The organism is Dactylosporangium sp. NPDC050688 (genome assembly GCF_040654515.1).
Taxonomy (GTDB): domain Bacteria; phylum Actinomycetota; class Actinomycetes; order Mycobacteriales; family Micromonosporaceae; genus Dactylosporangium.
In genome coordinates this window covers 33,729-50,538 of record NZ_JBFAIC010000049.1, presented here as the reverse complement: position 1 = coordinate 50,538, position 16,810 = coordinate 33,729, and the positions used below count along the sequence as shown (strand labels likewise).

Annotated in this window: 15 protein-coding genes; 14 read left to right on the top strand and 1 reads right to left on the bottom strand. The window is 71.1% G+C overall.

From position 1 onward, the window contains the following. Nucleotides 1-3 precede the first annotated feature (3 nt). The 6 genes from AB0H83_RS35140 to AB0H83_RS35115 all read left to right on the top strand — a co-directional run bounded on the left by AB0H83_RS35140 (nucleotide 4) and on the right by AB0H83_RS35115 (nucleotide 9,061). On the top strand, nucleotides 4-930 hold the full coding sequence (locus AB0H83_RS35140) for a hypothetical protein (RefSeq protein ID WP_360102699.1): 927 nt from the start codon (nucleotides 4-6) through the stop codon (nucleotides 928-930). Between the two features lie 350 nt (nucleotides 931-1,280). Next, nucleotides 1,281-2,369: a M23 family metallopeptidase gene (locus AB0H83_RS35135; protein WP_360102697.1), complete on the top strand. Its 1,089-nt coding sequence runs from the start codon at nucleotides 1,281-1,283 to the stop codon at nucleotides 2,367-2,369. A 116-nt stretch (nucleotides 2,370-2,485) separates the two neighbouring features. After that, nucleotides 2,486-3,247: a TnsA-like heteromeric transposase endonuclease subunit gene (locus tag AB0H83_RS35130; protein ID WP_360102695.1), complete on the top strand. Its 762-nt coding sequence runs from the start codon at nucleotides 2,486-2,488 to the stop codon at nucleotides 3,245-3,247. Next, complete coding sequence (locus AB0H83_RS35125; protein WP_360102693.1) at nucleotides 3,247-5,259, top strand: helix-turn-helix domain-containing protein; 2,013 nt, start codon at nucleotides 3,247-3,249, stop codon at nucleotides 5,257-5,259. Before AB0H83_RS35130 ends, AB0H83_RS35125 begins: the two co-directional genes overlap by 1 nt. Then, entirely contained in the window at nucleotides 5,256-6,386 is a 1,131-nt protein-coding gene (locus AB0H83_RS35120; protein ID WP_360102691.1) for a TniB family NTP-binding protein, read from the top strand. The genes AB0H83_RS35125 and AB0H83_RS35120 overlap by 4 nt, the downstream gene beginning before the upstream one ends. 5 nt (nucleotides 6,387-6,391) lie before the next feature. Next, complete coding sequence (locus tag AB0H83_RS35115; RefSeq protein WP_360102689.1) at nucleotides 6,392-9,061, top strand: TniQ family protein; 2,670 nt, start codon at nucleotides 6,392-6,394, stop codon at nucleotides 9,059-9,061. Between the two features lie 98 nt (nucleotides 9,062-9,159). On the opposite strand, the gene AB0H83_RS35110 is transcribed toward AB0H83_RS35115, so the two are convergent. Beyond that, a complete protein-coding gene (locus tag AB0H83_RS35110) occupies nucleotides 9,160-9,804 on the bottom strand; it encodes a class I SAM-dependent methyltransferase (RefSeq protein WP_360102765.1) in 645 nt (214 codons plus the stop codon). A 342-nt stretch (nucleotides 9,805-10,146) separates the two neighbouring features. Here AB0H83_RS35110 and AB0H83_RS35105 point away from each other — a divergent pair, with 342 nt between their 5' ends. From AB0H83_RS35105 to AB0H83_RS35070, 8 genes are all read left to right on the top strand, one after another. Beyond that, nucleotides 10,147-10,362, top strand: a complete 216-nt coding sequence (locus AB0H83_RS35105; RefSeq protein ID WP_360102687.1) for a hypothetical protein — start codon at nucleotides 10,147-10,149, stop codon at nucleotides 10,360-10,362. A gap of 387 nt (nucleotides 10,363-10,749) precedes the next feature. Continuing rightward, nucleotides 10,750-11,226 carry a hypothetical protein gene (locus AB0H83_RS35100; protein ID WP_360102685.1) on the top strand — a complete coding sequence of 159 codons (477 nt, stop codon included), beginning with the start codon at nucleotides 10,750-10,752 and terminating at the stop codon, nucleotides 11,224-11,226. A gap of 41 nt (nucleotides 11,227-11,267) precedes the next feature. After that, nucleotides 11,268-11,645, top strand: a complete 378-nt coding sequence (locus tag AB0H83_RS35095; RefSeq protein WP_360102683.1) for a hypothetical protein — start codon at nucleotides 11,268-11,270, stop codon at nucleotides 11,643-11,645. Nucleotides 11,646-11,831: 186 nt separating this feature from the next. Then, nucleotides 11,832-12,821 carry a hypothetical protein gene (locus tag AB0H83_RS35090; protein WP_360102681.1) on the top strand — a complete coding sequence of 330 codons (990 nt, stop codon included), beginning with the start codon at nucleotides 11,832-11,834 and terminating at the stop codon, nucleotides 12,819-12,821. After that, complete coding sequence (locus AB0H83_RS35085; RefSeq protein WP_360102679.1) at nucleotides 12,818-13,276, top strand: hypothetical protein; 459 nt, start codon at nucleotides 12,818-12,820, stop codon at nucleotides 13,274-13,276. Before AB0H83_RS35090 ends, AB0H83_RS35085 begins: the two co-directional genes overlap by 4 nt. A 142-nt stretch (nucleotides 13,277-13,418) precedes the next feature. Next, entirely contained in the window at nucleotides 13,419-13,700 is a 282-nt protein-coding gene (locus tag AB0H83_RS35080; RefSeq protein WP_360102677.1) for a hypothetical protein, read from the top strand. A gap of 245 nt (nucleotides 13,701-13,945) precedes the next feature. Further along, the gene (locus tag AB0H83_RS35075; RefSeq protein WP_360102675.1) at nucleotides 13,946-15,115 is read left to right on the top strand and encodes an AAA family ATPase; all 1,170 of its coding nucleotides are present in this window, start codon (nucleotides 13,946-13,948) and stop codon (nucleotides 15,113-15,115) included. 33 nt (nucleotides 15,116-15,148) lie between these two features. Next, nucleotides 15,149-16,756 (top strand): VWA domain-containing protein, encoded by a 1,608-nt coding sequence (locus AB0H83_RS35070; protein ID WP_360102673.1) that lies wholly within the window; start codon nucleotides 15,149-15,151, stop codon nucleotides 16,754-16,756. Nucleotides 16,757-16,810 lie beyond the last annotated feature (54 nt).

The following is a 16,810-nucleotide window of genomic DNA, read 5'->3' as shown; positions in this document are numbered from 1 at the left end:
CTCATGTCGTCCCAGCCGTCCCAGCGATCCGAGCACCGCACCGACACCAGGCACGAAGCGCCGTTGCCCAGCCACCACCCGTTCGGCGCCACCGACTGCGCCGCCGGTTGCGCCGCGTCGTCCCAGCGGCACCGCATCGCCGCGGAAACCCGGGAGGTGGCGATCACCTCCGCCGGGTTCGCCGCCGACCTGCTGCCCCCGCACTGGACGGCGCACGCCGCCCCAACCGCAGACGGCAGCGTCTACCTGCTGATCCTCACACCCGGCACCGGCACCGGGCGGGCCGAGCTCGTCGCCCCGCACGCGGGCCGTGGCTGGGCGATCGGGATCACCGACCCTGTCACCGGCACCGACACCGTCCTGCGCACCACCGACGGCGACGTCGCCTACCAGGCCACCCTCGCCGACGCGGTCCGCGCCGCCCGCGCCGCCCTGCAACCCCCGGCACAACCGATGCCCGACAGCACGCCGCTGCGGCCGGTGCCGACCGGCCGGTACATCGACAGCAACTGCCTCATCGGCGTCACCGACCCCCGCTACCCGCACATCGTCCGCGCCCGCACCGTCGGCAGCGGCGGCCACCCACACGCCATGCTGCCCACCCTGCGCCGCATCTGGGCAGCCAACAGCCACGACAGCCGCGCGCTCGTCACCCGGCTGCTCGCCCACGACTGGCACTACCTCGACCCCACCACCGGCACCCGAACCAGCGTCACCGACCACCGGCGCATCGCCGGAATCGGACTGGCCGACAGCCCCGACGCACGGCACAACGCCGACACCGAGCCGGAACCGGCCTGCGTCGTCCCCCTCACCGCCGTCGGTGAGCTCGACACCGCCTGGCTCTACCTGCTCGATCCCGCCGAAGACACCGTCACCGTGCACACCGGCGACGGCGACCCGATCAGCCGGCACCCCCTGCAGCACTGAATCCGCCATGCCCACTAAACGAGCACCTCACCACCCAGTCCACCCGCGGGCACGGGAACCGCTCCGCGCCACGCGGCGCCCCAAGCATGCCCCAACGCCGGACCGATCACCTCGATCACCTCGATCACGTCGATCGGTTCGACCATTCGGGCACGGCCGGGGCGCCGCGGCACTTTCCCCGCACCGCGCACCTGGAAGGACCCCTCCCTCATGCACAGCGTCACCTACAGGATCCGCACCATCCGGCCGCAGGGAGACCGCACACGTCCCGAGCCGGCTCGCCCGGCCGGCACCAGCGAACCACCCGACCGGGCGGGCCGGGCAGGCCGGGCGGAGCGGGCGGGTCAGACGTGACCGGCCGGGTCCTCGCGCTGATCGCCGCCCTGGTGTGTGCGGTGATCCTCATCTGCGGCGGGCTGACCGGCACACTGTTTACCCGCGGCGCCGCCGCCAGCTGCGCTGCACCGGTTGCCGGCCCACCGCAACCGATCATCAGCGCTGCCACGCCGGACGGCGCCTTCCCGACGATCGGCCGGTGGGACGCCACCCAGGTCGGCAACGCCGCCGCGATCACCGCCGTCGGTGCGCAGCGGCAACTGCCTGCCCGCGCCTGGGTGATCGCCGTGGCCACCGCCATGCAGGAGTCCAGTCTCCGCAACGTCGACCACGGCGACCGTGACTCCGTCGGGCTGTTCCAGCAACGCCCCTTGCAAGGCTGGGGCAGCGCCGAACGGCTCCTGGATCCACCGGCCGCGGCCGGGAAGTTCTACGACAAGCTCGTCACGGTCTCGAACTGGCAGACGCTGCCGCTGGCCCAGGCCGCGCAGGCCGTGCAGATCAGCGACCACCCCGACGCCTACGCGCAGTGGGAAACCGACGCGGTCACCGTCGTGCAGGCCCTGACCGGCCTCACCGGCGGCCCGGTCGCCTGCACCATCACCGTCAGCGCCGACGGCTGGACCCAGCCCGTCCAGGCCAAGGTCGGATCCGGGTTCCGCACCGGCGACCGGCCCACCCACGACGGTGTCGACCTCATCGCCGCCCGCGGCACCCCGATCCACGCCGCCTCCGCCGGCACCGTCAGCACGGTGCGCTGCAACGCCACCGACGTACGCACCGGCGAACCGTGGGGCTGCGACCGTGACGGTGACCCGGAGCGGGTCCGTGGCTGCGGCTGGTACGTCGACCTCGAGCATCCCGGCGGCGTTGTCACCCGCTACTGCCACATGCTCACCCACCCCGCTGTCACCGAAGGCCAACCGGTCGCCGCCGGCGACGTCCTCGGCGTCGTCGGCAGCAGCGGCCACTCCTCCGGACCGCACCTGCACTACGAGGTCCACGTCACCACAGGCAGCGGGCACGACCACGGCTCCGGCAGCGCGGTCGACCCGGTGTGGTTCATGGCCGCTGTCGGCGCACCAATCACTCGAATGGGCTGAATTGTAGGTCCTCGTTGATCTTGTCGGATTCTCATCAACTTGTCGGTGGTTCTTGGCGGTTTCCGACATGTCACTGAGAAGTGGCGGCGAGGCGAGAGGAATGGATATTGATATCGATGAACGATCCGGTCATGGCTATCGACATGCATGATCGTCTCGCGAGTGTGGGGTTGCGGTACCGGCTGTTCAGCGGTGGTGACCTGGTCGAGTCTACGTTGGCCAGGGTTGTCGCGGCGGATCTGGCGACCGTTGGACCGGTTCGCGAGTTCCGCTGGTACAAGGGTCGCCGGTTCTATTCGGGCTGGTATTGGTCCTCGACAACGGGTGGATTGGTCGCTTACGAGAGTCTGCTGGAGTTGGCGCGGATTCTGCTGGCTGACTTCGACCCGGACGTGTCCGGTATTGCTGCACAGCCTTTTCAGATGCGTGAGGAATCAGCACGGGTGACACGCCGGCATGTGCCGGATCTGCTGCTGAGTCACCGCGACGGCCGGGTGACGGTGGTGGATGTGAAGCCGGCGGGCCGGCTCGCGGACGTGAAGGTCAGGGCGGTGTTCGGCTGGACGGCCGAGCTGTTGTCGTTGCGGGGCTGGGATTTCGAGGTGTGGTCGGGCGCAGATCTGGTGACGCTGGCCAATGTCCGGTTCCTGGCGGGGTACCGGCGGGCGTTCACGGTCGACACGGACCTGTGTCCTGCTCTGTTGGAGTTGGCCGACGCGCAGACCTCGGTCGGCGGGATCGAGCGGGCGGCGGGTGCGCTGGGTGCGCCGCATGTGGTCCGGCCGGTGCTGCTGTATCTGCTGTGGTCGGGCAGGCTGCGCACGGAGCTGTCGACCGTGTTGAGCGCTGCTTCGCCGGTCTGGCGGGCGGAGCAGTGATGAGCGAGCACGTGGTGAGTCTGCGGGTCGGCGCGCGGGTGCTGTTCGACGGGGACCTGGTGCAGGTCGAGGAGCTCGACGGCAGCGGTGTGACGGTGCGCAACGCGCGCACCGGCCAGTTCGTGGCGTTGACGCTGGGCCGGCTGGTGGCGGGGTGCGTTGCGGTGGAGCCGCCGCGTGAGACGTTGCCGGCCAGCAGCATCGGCGCGACGCTGGCCGGTCTGAGCAGTGCCCAGTTGCAGCAGGTCGCCGGGCGGGCCAGGCATGTGCGGGAGTTGCTGGCCGCCGATGGTCCGTCGTTGCAGGAGCGGCTACGTGGCAAGGCGGCTGAGCTCGGGGTGTCGGTCCGTACGGTGGAGCGCTGGCTGGCCGCGTATCGCCGCGACGGCGACGCCGGTCTGGTCGACCCGCGGCAGCTGCGCGGTCGGGGCAGCCGGGTGGACCCGCGCTGGGACGACGCGGTCCGGGTGGTGCTGGCCTCGAAGGTCGGCGATTCCACACCGACGCGGTCGGCGGTGCTGACGGCGGCAGCGGAACTGCTGACAGCGCAGCACGGTCCCGGAGTGGTTTCGGTCCCGCCTGCGGCGACGGCTTACCGGCGGCTGGCGGAGCTTGCCAAGGGCACCAATGCGGTGACCGGCAGCGCGAGCGGCCGCCGGTCGATCGCCGATCGGCCGCAGGGTGTCTACGGGCGGTTGCGCGCGACGCGGCCGGGGGAGTACGTGGTGCTGGACACGCAGGACTTGGACGTGTTCGCGATGGAACCGGTGACCTGTCGTTGGGAGCGGGCGCAGCTGACGGTCGCGCAGGATCTGTTCACCCGCTGCATCGTTGGCCTGCGGGTCACACCGGTGTCGACCAAGGCGGTCGATGTCGCCGGGGTGCTTTACGAGGCGGTCGCAGGGCGGGCGGCACCGGATTCCTGGCCACGCGAGGCGGTCTGGCCCTATCACGGCGTGCCGGAGAACGTTCTGCTCGCGGGGATCGCAACGACGGGGACAGGCACCACGGGCCCGGTCTGCGCACCGGAGACGCTGGTGGTCGATCACGGCCGGGTGTTCCTGTCCACGCACGTGTTGTCGATCTGCACCCGGTTGGGGATCTCGATCCAGCCGGCGCAGCCGCACAAGCCCACTGACAAGCCCACGGTCGAGCGGTTCTTCCGCAGTCTGCGCGAGGGACTGGTGCAGCATCTGCCGGCCTACAAGGGTCCGGACATCTATTCGCGCGGTGAGCGGGTGCAGGACGAGGCGTTCCTGTTCCTGCACGAGTTGGAGGACGTGATCCGCGAATGGATCGCGGCCGTCCATCACCGGGCCAAGCATGATGGGCTGACGATCGCGCAGTGGCCGCAGGTCGCTCTGTCGCCGGCGGAGATGTTCGCCGCCGGGCTGGGCAAGGCGGGGCTGCTGCGGATCCCGGCGACGCCGGAGCTGGCGCTGGACTTCCTGCCGGTGCTGGCGCGCACGATCCAGCACTACGGCGTCGAGGTCAACGGGCTGCGCTACAACGGGTCCGGGCTGGACGGTTACCGCAACGCCCGCAGCCCCTACGGCGGGACGCTGGCGGGCAAGTGGCCGATCCGGATCAACCCGGACGACGTGCGTCACGTCTGGTTCCAGGACCCGGCGGACGGCCACTGGCACCGTCTCGATTGGGAACACGAGCCGTTGCTGGACACCCCGTTCACGGCCGAGGCCGCGGCGCATGCCCGCAGGATCGCCGCGGCCGGTGGCAGCGGCTTCGACCCGGCGAAGGCCCTCGCTGAGCTGCTGCACCGGTGGAGCACCGGTCTGGTCACCGATCGGCGGGAACGGCGCATGGCCGCACGGCTGGCCACCGAGTACGCCGCCCTGCCCACCGCCGATCTGGCGGGGGTCGCGCCGCCGGTTGCGCTGCCCGGGCCTGCCGGTCCGGCCGAGTCGGAGCCGCCCGGCGGTGACGATGACGAGGCCGACGGCGGGTTCGGCGACGTCGGGTTCTATGACGACGCGTTCGAGGTGCTGTCATGACCGCTGTCGTCTCGGCTGGTGGCCTCTACACGTTGTCGCGCAAGGAGGGCTGGCGCCGCTGGAGCGACGCGCCGTCCCGGGTGCGCCCGGAGCCGTTGACGCCGCGGCAGCTCGCCCGCCTCGGCGCCGATGCCCGCGCCGAGTACGACGACGCCCGCCACGACTGGCACGCCAACTTCGGCACGATCAAGACCCCGCAGCTGGCCGTGATCCATGACGAACTCGACCAGATCGTCGCGACGAACCGTCAAGACCCCGACCGGGTCCGCGGCGCGGCGGTCATCGACGCGTTGCCCGGTCTGGGCAAGACCACGATCGCGAACACTTTCGCCCGTGACTTCGACCGCGCCCAGCGGCGCCGGCACGGCGAGGTCACCGATGACGGTCATGAGCACCTGCCGGTGTTCCGGGTCGGGCTGACCTCGCGCACCACGCTGCGCACGCTCAACCGGATGATCTGCGAGTTCTACGGTCATCCGGGCACCGACCGCGCCAACGCCGCGCAGCTGGCCAGCTTCGCTGTCGACTGTGTGCTGTCCTGCCACACCCGGATCGGGATCATCGACGACCTGCACTTCATCGACCCGAACCGCCGGGACGGCATCGACGTGTCCAACCACCTGAAATGGCTGGCCAACGAGCTGCCCGTCACGTTTGTCTACGCGGGGGTCGGGCTGGCCGAACGCCGCCTGTTCGCCGAAGGGCTCACCGGTGACAGCGCGGTCATGGCGCAGATCGCCCGCCGGTGGACCCGGCTGGAACTCCCGCCCTTCCGCGTCGGTGACCCCGCCGGGCGGCGGCACTGGCGCAGCCTGCTCAAGGCCACCGAGCGCCAGCTCGTGCTGGCCAAAGCACACCCCGGCATGCTCACCGACCTCGACGACTACCTGTTCGCCCGCGCCACCGGCCACATCGGCTCGTTCATCACCCTGATCACCCGCGGCTGCTACAAGGCCATCCGCACCGGCGTCGAGGTCCTCACGCAGCAACTCCTCGACACCGTCCGCATCGACGAAGCCTCCGAAGCCGCCCGCCACCAGCTCCAGGCGGCGTTGACCGGCGCCCGCCCACCACGCCAGCCGAGCCGGCGGTCGACGGCGAGCACCGCAACGGCGGGGACGAGGTGAGCGCCGTGACCGTCGCGCGGATGCTGCCGCTGCGGGTCGCCCTGGGCGACGGGGAGGCGCTCGACTCGTGGCTGTTGCGCCTGGCCCACCGCAACGACATGCCACTGCGCTGGCTGACCGCAGCGCTGGGCTTCGCCGACCGGCTGCGGGTCTGGCACAACTACGCCCTGACCTGGAAGCTGCCACCAGACCTGCTGCGGCGCATCGAGTCGCAGACCGGCCTACCGGCCACGGCCCTGGACACCGCGGTGCTGGACCAGTTCGACACGCTGGGCTGGAAACCCATCCCCGGCTCGCGGTTCTGCCCGACCTGCCTGCACGAGTCCGGCGGCCGGTGGCCGATCCGCTGGCAACTGCCCTACACCTTCGCCTGCCTGACCCACCACAATCTGCTCGCCGTGCTCTGCCCGGTCTGCCAACGCACCCCGCACAGCATGCTCTCCGAACGCTCCGGGCTCGCCCCGCCCACCCACTGCACGCTCGGCGCCACCCGCCACGGGCCGGCCTGCGACGGCGATCTGCTAACCCACCCACGGCTCCCGCTGGACCCGGCCGACCCGCGCCTGGCCGCCCAATCCTGGATCAACGACCGGCTCGCCGACCCGGACGCCAGCGCGGTCACCGACCTGCGCGACCTCAACGCCCTCGCACTGTGGTTCCTGCACCGCATCAAACCCGACGAACTTCAACACCTCGGCGACGCGACCGTCACCGCGATCACCGCCTACCGCGACGGTCTGCACGGCACCAAACGGCACCCGCCCACCGCCGGACTGATCGCCGCGGCGATGGCCACCCAAGCGGTCAGCGTGCTCACCGCCGACGAACACCAGCGCGCCGCGCGCGTCCTGCCGCTGCTGCGCAACGTCTACACCGCACACCGCCACACCCAACGCGGCGGTGGGCAGGTGCCGCCCGCCCGCGGACCGATGATCCTGTCCCATCAACGACTCAGCCGCCTGTCCGAGCCCCTCCGTCGCACGATCCTCACCACGATCGACTCGCTGCTACCGGTCAGTGAGCGGCTGCGCTACCGCACCTGCACCACCACACCGCACGCACCGACACCAGAGTCCCGCACCGCGGCCGAACGAGCCCGGCACATCCCGCAATACCTCTGGCCCGACTGGCTGATCCGGTTCCTGCCGCCGCGCGGTGCACACGTCGCCGAAGTCGCCACCAACATTCCCAAGGCGCTGCTGATCCCCGGTAACCCCGCCCGCAACCTCCACGCCACCGCCGAACTCGGCCCCTGGCGCACCAACACCAGCATCTTCCTCAGCGAAACCGGCCAACAGCACCCCGACACCCTTGCCGCGGTCTGCGCCCTCGCCGCCTACCTCGACACGCACGGGTCGCCGATCGACTACCGCCGGCGCCGGAGCACCTTCACCGACATCGCACTGACCAAGCAGCAATGGCACGAGCTGTCCTACCAGGCCGGCACCAACCCCGGCAGGGACGGCCGCCTGCTCAGCGCCCGCCGCTACCTGTTCCAACTCCTCACCGGAGCCGACCTCGCCAACCCCCAGCACCAGCTCGCGTTCACCACCTCGGCATCCCAGACCGCACTGCAGCAGTTCAGCCGCGACATGACCACCGCACTCCGCGACACCCTGCACCGCCACGCCGCCGAACTGCTGCACACCGCCGGCATCGACGAACCACTCACCTGGAACCCACCCACCGACTGCGTCGCCGGCCTCATACTGCCCGGCCGCGAACCCGGCGACATCGACCTGGCCGCCGCCCAGCAGCTCCTCGACGTCGAGCGTCTCGCCGTCGTCGCCGTCGCGCGCCGCCTCGGCGTCACCGCCGAGCACGTCCGCCACGCCCAGCAACACTTCCACCGGCCACCGCCCGAGCTCGCCCCGACCTCCGTGACCGCAGCACGCCGGCTGCGTGAACAGGCCGCCGCCCTGCTCACCCGAGACTTCCTCGACCGCGAATACCACCGAGCCGGCCGCACCCTGCGAACCCTCGCCGACCTCACCGGCATCGCCTACCCGGTAGTCGCGCAATGCGTCCGAGCCCATGGCATCCCCGCCGGCACCAGCAGCAAGAAGCACGACAAGAACCGCACACACCTGGCCGCCAAGCGGAACCGGCGCCGCGCCACGCTCGAACGCAACGCCAACCGCGCTGCCCGACAGCCCCGTATCAACCCGGACTGGCTGCGCGAACAGGCCGGCACCCTGCACCGCCCGAACACTGACATCGCCGCCGAACTCGGGCTCAGCCACGAAACCGTCCGCCGCCACCGCCGACAGCTCTGCATCACCCAACGACCGTCCGGCTCCGCCGGTCACGCCGTCCACACCCGCCGGCATCTCGAACTACCCACCGACGTCCGGCGCTCGGTCGAAGGCAAACGCCACGGCTGGCAACGGCTGCGCCGATTCCAGCAACTCGCGCGTCATCCCAGCGTCAACGCCGCAGCACAGGTTCTCGGCCTCCATCACCAGAACCTTCTCCTGCAACTCGATCGCCTCGAAACCGACGTCGGCGCGCCCCTGATCAACCGCACGAGCAACCGCTACCAGCCGATCACAACGACACCACGCGGCAAACACCTGCTCCAGCAACTCGAGCAGCCCACGGTCCGGCAACTCCTCGACCGCTACGCCCCGCCCCAGCCACCCCACCCACCACCAGATCGGAAATGTCGAGCATGAACCCAGAGGCCGCGAAGACGGCTACCACGACAGACGACTGGAACCACATCGACGACGCACCGCATCCGTCCGACGCAGCCCTGGCGTCCACGCCGGCTTTACGTTCTCCGAGCGAGCAAATAGCCCTGAGGGGTGGATTCCTGCTCCCCAGCAGGCCGACCGCCCCAGAAGACCGTCGTGAAGCCGGACTCCGTAGCCCGCTGCTCCATCTCCTCCGGCGACAGCCAGTACGCATCGAACTCGATTCCGAGGCCGGTGCTGCGGCCGGCGCGGCGGACCTTACCGTCACCGGCCTTGAACGCGGTCACCAGATAACCCCCGGGCTTGACCACGCGGGCAAGTTCGCTGAAGGCGACCGCTCTGTCAGCAGGCGCGAGGAAGATCAGCGAGTACCAGCAGACCACCCCTGCCAGCGAGGCATCCTCGAACGGCAGATCCCGCAAGTCGGCGACATCGAAGGCGAAGTCCGGATAGTCACGCCGCGCCACCCGGACCATCTCGGGCGAGAGATCGACCCCGTGTGGGGACAGACCCTTGGCTGCCAGATAGGGCGCGAGCAGCCCTGTCCCGCAACCGACGTCCCCGACGCTGCTGCCCAGATCCGCGGCAAGGGTCAACTCGCAGAACAGGCTCAGCATCGCCCGATCGATGGGCATGCTCTCCAGGGCTCCGGCCAGCCGGTCGGCATAGAACTCCGCCAGCACATCGTGCGCGGCCCTCAACTCGTCAGTTTTGGCATCCACGGGCGAACCATAGTCGCCCCGCCAGCGACAGGCGACACCCAGCGCCGCTCCATCAAGCTCCAGCACCGCACCAGGCTAACGACAACTCTCGCCGCTTCCCAGCCCAACACCATGCAGCACAAGACCACCAAGAAACCGACAGATCGATGAGAAGAAGCCGCCGACAAGCCGCTGAGAAGCCACCACAACGGGGCAGGTCAATCGTCGCGACCGCCGACAAGATCCAGGAGAACCTACATGAATTGCATCGAATACCGCACGGTTCGAATATCGCCTACCGCCGGTCGTCGCCCCGGTCCCACCACCGCGCAATAGCAGCGCACGAACGTCAGGAGAAATGTGATGGAACACATCGACGATGTCGGTGCGGACATGGGTCACCCCGAGCACGAGTGTGAGACCGCCGGAACACTCGTATTCGTCGCCCACTACGGCGCGCCGGGCGTCGGGCAGGCATGGACCTGCACGACCTGCGGAACGGCATGGTCCCGGGTCGGCGGCGCGTTCTGGCCGGCCGATCAGGGCGTGCACATCCTCGATCCCCGGGACGTCGAGTAGGGCAGCTTGGCGGGCCGCCCGACAGCCCCCGTTCGCGGAACTGCCGAGGGTGCGGCGGGCGCAACCGCGCTTCGGCGTCGATTCGGCGGGCCCGCCGGCTTCACCCGCGAAACCATAGGGACATCGAGCCGAACGCCGGTCGAATATCTCCGCCCACCAGCACGGTCGGTAGCGGAAGCGCCGGCGCGAGCACGCCCCGGCGCAGCGCGAATCCGACGACTTGATCATCCAATCGTGACATGCGTCGATCTCATGCGGATCGCGTGTCCACACCACGCTTCCCGTCGCCGTCCCGGGCCGCCGGCCAACCCGTCCACGAGACGAGGCCAACGACCTGGGACGCGGCATCCCACATCGAACACCAACGACACAAGGAGCATCCCGAGCATGGGAACCCGAGGTTACGTCGGCTGCCCCGACGCCACCGACCCGACCGTCGTCCACCTGCGCTACGTCCACTCCGACGCCGTCCCCGAGGACATGGTGCCCGCCCTCACCGCGATCCAGCAGCTGACCTTCAGCGGCGACACCGCCGCCACCGTCACCGCGCTGCTGCGCCGCACCTGGGCATACCTCGGCGCCGACGTGACCACCGACGACACCTTCCTGGCCGGCGATACCCCCATCGCCGGCGTCGGCATGGCGATCGACGCCGCCCCGACCGACCCGCCCACCGCCGTGCCGGTCGCCCGCCTCGACGAACTGTCCGGGCCGTGGGTCTACCTGATCGACCCGGCCGCGAACACCCTCACCGTGCTGTCCACGGACGACCCGGACCACCCGGTCGCCCGCTACACCTTCACCGCACCGCCCACACCGCCCACACTGCCCGCACCGGGCCGCGCCGTCGGCGGCCAGCGATGACGGAACCGACCCCACCGACCGGCCCCACCGGGAATCCCGGCGTGGCAGGCGTTCAGCAGCGGCCCGCGTGCGGCTGCCGACAGCTCACCGAACGCACTGAACGCGCCGAACGCGCCGAAGCCAGGCTCGGCCTGCTGCGCCGGCAGCTGCGCGACGCGGTCGTCGCCGGCGACCTCGACGCCGACTTCACCAACGACCCGCTCGCCGCGGCGGACCTGCCGCTGCTGCCGCGCCGCTGGACCGTCAACCTCCCCGTCACCCTCAACCTCACCGTCGTCGCCGACAGCTCCGACGACGCGTTCGACGCTGCCCGGAACACCGTCGACGGTGCACTCTTCCCTGCTGGCGTCGGTTACGACGAGAGGGACGCCGGCGCCGCGACCCCCGGCGACGTGGTCGACGACCCGATCGGCGCGTAGCCCAATCGCCGCCGCCGCGCTGTCCCGGCGGTGACGGGCCGGACGGGTTGTCACGGCAACCGCCGTCGCCTCCTGGCACCCCATCCCGTCCGTTGCATGTGTTCCATCCGTTTGCCGGTGCTGGCGTGCTCGCCGCTGGGCGGGTACCGCCGACCCGGTCCCGACCCGAAAGCGAGACCACGAACCGTGAACCGACGTCTCTGGTTCGACCTACCAGCCACCGCGCTGCACGCCGAACACGCCCTGTCCCGCTCGACCGATACCGGCCAGCCGGCGTTGCTCCTGCGCAACTGCGCCAGTCCGCTCCTGGCCGGCAACGGCATCCCAGCGCTGCACGCCACCCCGGCCGCCTCCGCCGTCCACACTGATCCGCTCGGCACCGGCACCGGCGCCAGCACCCGTGCGGTCCGTGCGGGAACGTACCGGCTGCCCCTGACCGTCCGCTCGCCGCTGCTCGGCATGCCGCTGCGGGACCTGCTCCGCCACGGCATGCACGCCGGACACGTCTGGTTCACCGTCGACGTCGACCCGGGCGGGCTGCGCGCCATCGCCACCCGACCCGTCCGGGACATCGGCGATCCACCCGCCGGCGCCGCCTGGCGCGACGCTGTACTCACCGTGGACGGGCTCGGCAGCTACCCGGGCCAGACCTGCCCCGGCTACCGGCTCGGCGGCGACCTCGCCAGGTTCCGCCTGGACGTGCTGCAGCGGATGCTCGCCGACACTGGCTGCAGCCACATCCGGCACAGCCCGGTCTTCGTCACCACCGACGGGGGCCGGACGTGGCTGGTCGACGAGTTCGGCGACCGTGCCCCGGTCACCGACGACGGCGACGGCTGGTGGCGTGTCGCGCATCCGGCGCTGCACTGGGCCGCCGCACCGATCACTCTGATCACCCTGAATGCTGCGGCGGGACCGGAACCTGCGCCGGTCTTCGAACCCTGCGGTCCGGGCGGTGACCTCGTGCGGTGCCGCGTGTGCGGCGCCGTCGAGGAGATCGCCTACCGCGAGCTGCCGTGGCCGTCCGGGACCGGCGTCGACACCACCCGTACCTGCACCATCTGCGGCTCCTGGGAGGGCAGCGACCCGATCCTCGGGTGGCACCGCAACCCGTGGCCACCGCCCCCGGAGCACACCTCCACGGTGCACAACCACACGGAGGAGCCCCGGCGATGATCGACGACGACTACACCCTCGACGAGGGCATCGAGATGCCGCAGGCGTGGTGGCGGCTCGGCGGGCGGATCCCGCTCACCGTCCGCGAACACACCTGCCGCATCCCCGGCCTGCCGCTGCTCGCCTACGGCCCGGAGTTCTCCGGCACCGTGCTGTCGGTCTACGGGCCCCGCTACCTGGACCTCGGCCATTTCACCACCTGGAACGCCTACCGCCCGGACGAGTCGAGCCCGTACCGGGCCGCGTTCGACGCGCTGCGGGCGGCACATCCCGACACGTTCAGCACCGTCATCGGCCATCAACTGCTGCACATGGTCCGCCGCGACGGACCGAGCACGGTCTGGCTGGCGCTGCGACTGACCCGGCTCACCGACCCGATCGCCGACACCCTTGTGCGGGTCCACGACCAGACCTGCCCCACCCGGATCCACCGCTGGGTCGACCTCACGCACTGAACAGCCGACCAGACCCAGAACACGCCCAGAACACGCCCAGAACACGCCCGACGGCCCCACGACCGGCCAGGCCACGACCGACCACGTCACGACTGCCCACGCCACGACCGACCACGCCACGAACCGAGAGGAACAGCCACCGATGGACGACCCCGACGACTACGGGCACGAGCAACTCCTCCAGGACCTCGTCACCCACCTGCTGGACAGCGACACCCTCGAGCAGCTGTGCACCGACGCCGACCTGCCCGTGCTCATCGGCGGCGACGGCACCCCGATCACGCTCACCGCCCGCACCTACACCGACGCGGGTGTGCTCACCGTCGACCACGGCATCTACCTGGAACTGTCCGACGGCAGCGCCTTCGGCCTGAGGGTCACCGTGTCCCACAGACCCGCCATGCAGGTCGACCTGCGCCGCTGACCGGCGCCCCGCACCGTCACGCCGGCACGACGCCGGCGCCCGCCTCCTCCCAACCGCGTCACCGGCGGTGATGCGTCGCCGCGCACCACCCGTACCACTGCACCACCGGGTGTGGCAGCCACAGGTTCCGAGGTCTTCGACGACCCGGGCCAGGGCCGAGCCCCACCTGTCTCCGCTGTGCGGTTCCCACCGCCCGCGCATCCGGAGACGGGTGCGCGGGCCCGACCCGTGAATCGAGGCACCACATGAGCACACCAACGCCGAGCCCGTCCGAGCCGGCGACCCCGGCGACCGCGTCCGGTGACGCCCCCGCTGCCGACCCGGGCACCGAACCGGCGGGCAACCGGCCCGGCTACCTGTACCGCAAGGTCGCCCTGTACCTGGTCGAGCATCCCGACGAGTTCCACCAGCCGGGTGCGATCAAGAACGCCCTCGGTGTCCCGTCGTCCGGGGCGGTGTCCGAGGTGCTCAAGAAGATGACCGCCGCCGGGCACGCAACCCACCAGCGCGACCCGCACCACCGGTACCGGATCACCCAGGCCGGTATCGACGCCGCCGGCACCATGCCACCCGCCGCACCCCGACCCGCCACCGGCGGTGGGGGAGCCCGGTCGGGGCGGCGTGGGCCGGTCACCCGCCCCAACGGCGAGCAGTACTTCCCCAGGCGGCTCGCCGGCGCCACCGACGTCGACGTGCTGCACCGGCTGCGGGACAAGCGGATCCCCGTGCTGCTGTACGGGCCGCCCGGCACCGGCAAGACCGCCATGGTCGAAGCCGCCTTTCCCGACCTGCTCACCATCACCGGCACCGGCGACACCGTCGTGGAGGACTTCCTCGGCAACTTCATCCCGCTGCCCGGCGGCGGGTACGAGTTCGTGTACGGCCCGCTCGTGCAGGCGATGCGGGACGGGCGGGCGCTGCTCATCGACGACGCCACCCTCATCCCGCCGAAGGTCCTGGCGGTGCTGTACCCGGCGATGGACGGCCGCCGCGTCATCCACATCCCCGGCTACCGCAACGAACGCGTCGAAGCCGTCGACGGGTTCTACGTCATCGCCGGGCACAACCCCGGCGTCCACGGAGCCATCCTCACCGAAGCCCTCGCGAGCCGGTTCGACGTGCACATCGAGGTCACCACCGACTTCGACCTCGCCAAACACCTCGGCGTCCCCGCCGCGGCGATCACCGCCGCGCAGGCCCTCAACGCCGACCTCGCCGCCGGCAAGGTCACCTGGGCGCCGCAGCTGCGGGAACTGCTCGGCTTCACCCGCGTCCGCAAGACCCTCGGCCTGCCCGCCGCGATCGCCAACCTCGCCGGCCGCGCCCCCGAAGACGACCGGACCGCCGTCAGCAAGGCCCTGTCCGCCGCGTTCGGCACCACCGTCACCGCGCTGACCCTCGGCAAGCAGCGCTGACCGCCAACCCTCGAACGAAAGGAGTCATGCGTCATGCCGCATCCCAGCAGCCACCTGCACCCGGAACCTTCCACCACACTCCACCTGGCCCCCCACCCCGAGTGGGTCGAGTGGGACCGCGCCTGGACCCGCCACATCGTCACCCTGACCGGCCGGACCGATCTCACCGTCGTCGTCGCCCCCGGTGCCGGCGGCGGCGCACCCGCCTGCTTCTACCCGGCCACCGGCCGGGTCGAGGTCGACGCCACCCACATCGGCGCACCCGACATCACCAACCCGCGCCGCGCCGGCCACAAGAAGGTCGTCGCCACCGCCTACGGGCTGCTCGTCCACGAAGCCGGCCACGCCACCCACAGCCGGTGGACCGCACCGCCCGGCACCCCACCGATCATCGCCGCCGTCGCCGACCTCCTCGAGGAGTCCCGCGCCGAAGGCCGGCACCGCGCCCGCCGCCGCGGCGACCGCCGCTGGCTGCGCCACACCGTGCAGACCCTGATCACCACCGACGACGCGCCGGTCGACGACGCCTGGCACGCCGCACAGCTCGCCGGGCTGCTCCTTGCCCGGGTCGACGCCCGCATCCTCACCGGCAAGGACGTCACAGCGGTCCGCGCCGCCGTCACCGCTGTGCTCGGCCGCAAGCGGCTGGCCCAGCTGCGCGACATCTGGCGGCAGGCGCACACCGTCGAGGACACCGACGCCGAGACGATGATCGACCTTGCGTGGCGGTGGTGCCGCCTCCTCGGCATCGACCCGACCAGCCGCCCGGCCGTCCCGACCGCCGACGAGGGGCACTTCGCCGGGACCCTCGCCGCCGCGCTCGGCGACTTCCTCGCCGTCGCCGCCGGGCTCACCCCAGCCGCGTACACCGCGCACCGCATCGTCGAGCAGCACGGCACACCGGCCCACTGGACGCTGCGCGACCCCACCGACGCGGAGCAGCACGCCGCCCGCCGGCTCGCCGTGCGCCTGCGGCAAGCACGCACCAGCACCCTCGAGCCGGCGACGCGGCCCTCGGCGATCCCACCCGGCCGGCTGCGGACCCGCGCCGCGATCACCGCCGACGCGCAACGCGCCGCCGGGCAGCTGCCCTCCGCGCAGCCGTGGCAGCAACGCGCCACCCTGCCCCCACACAAACCCACCCTCCGCCTCGCCGTCCTGGTCGACGTCTCCGGCTCCATGACGGCGTTCGCCGAGCCCATGTCATCGGCAGCGTGGATCCTGGCGAACGCCGCCCGCCGCACCGACGCCACCGTCACCACCATCGCCTTCGGCGAAACCGTCACCCTGCTGGTCCCACCACACGCCAGACCCGCGCAGGTGCAGCAGATGACGGCCAACGACGGCTACGAGCGGTTCACCGACGCGGTCAAACTCGCCGACCACCTCCTGCAGCTGCGGCACCGCGGCTCCGTGCGGATGCTCGCCGTGGTCTCCGACGGCTGGTTCGGCGAGCACCTGGAACCCGCGCAACGCCTCATCACCACCCTCGCCCGGTCGGGCTGCGCGGTGCTGTGGCTGCACCCCGACGACAGGTTCTGCCACACGTACGAACACACGACCACCGTCACGGTTACCAACCCGATCGAGGCGATCGACGTCATCGCCGACGCCGCCGTCACCGCCCTCACCCAGGCGTAACCATCGACCTGCACCCACGACAGGAGCACCGAACCTCCATGCCGACGTCCGATC

Bases quoted from the DNA above. Each gene is read 5' to 3' on its own strand.
- AB0H83_RS35140 (WP_360102699.1), top strand. From the start codon at position 4: ATGTCGTCCCAGCCGTCCCAGCGATCCGAGCACCGCACCGACACCAGG.
- AB0H83_RS35130 (WP_360102695.1), top strand. From the start codon at position 2,486: ATGAACGATCCGGTCATGGCTATCGACATGCATGATCGTCTCGCGAGT.
- AB0H83_RS35125 (WP_360102693.1), top strand. From the start codon at position 3,247: ATGAGCGAGCACGTGGTGAGTCTGCGGGTCGGCGCGCGGGTGCTGTTC.
- AB0H83_RS35120 (WP_360102691.1), top strand. From the start codon at position 5,256: ATGACCGCTGTCGTCTCGGCTGGTGGCCTCTACACGTTGTCGCGCAAG.
- AB0H83_RS35105 (WP_360102687.1), top strand. From the start codon at position 10,147: ATGGAACACATCGACGATGTCGGTGCGGACATGGGTCACCCCGAGCAC.
- AB0H83_RS35100 (WP_360102685.1), top strand. From the start codon at position 10,750: ATGGGAACCCGAGGTTACGTCGGCTGCCCCGACGCCACCGACCCGACC.
- AB0H83_RS35085 (WP_360102679.1), top strand. From the start codon at position 12,818: ATGATCGACGACGACTACACCCTCGACGAGGGCATCGAGATGCCGCAG.
- AB0H83_RS35080 (WP_360102677.1), top strand. From the start codon at position 13,419: ATGGACGACCCCGACGACTACGGGCACGAGCAACTCCTCCAGGACCTC.
- AB0H83_RS35075 (WP_360102675.1), top strand. From the start codon at position 13,946: ATGAGCACACCAACGCCGAGCCCGTCCGAGCCGGCGACCCCGGCGACC.
- AB0H83_RS35070 (WP_360102673.1), top strand. From the start codon at position 15,149: ATGCCGCATCCCAGCAGCCACCTGCACCCGGAACCTTCCACCACACTC.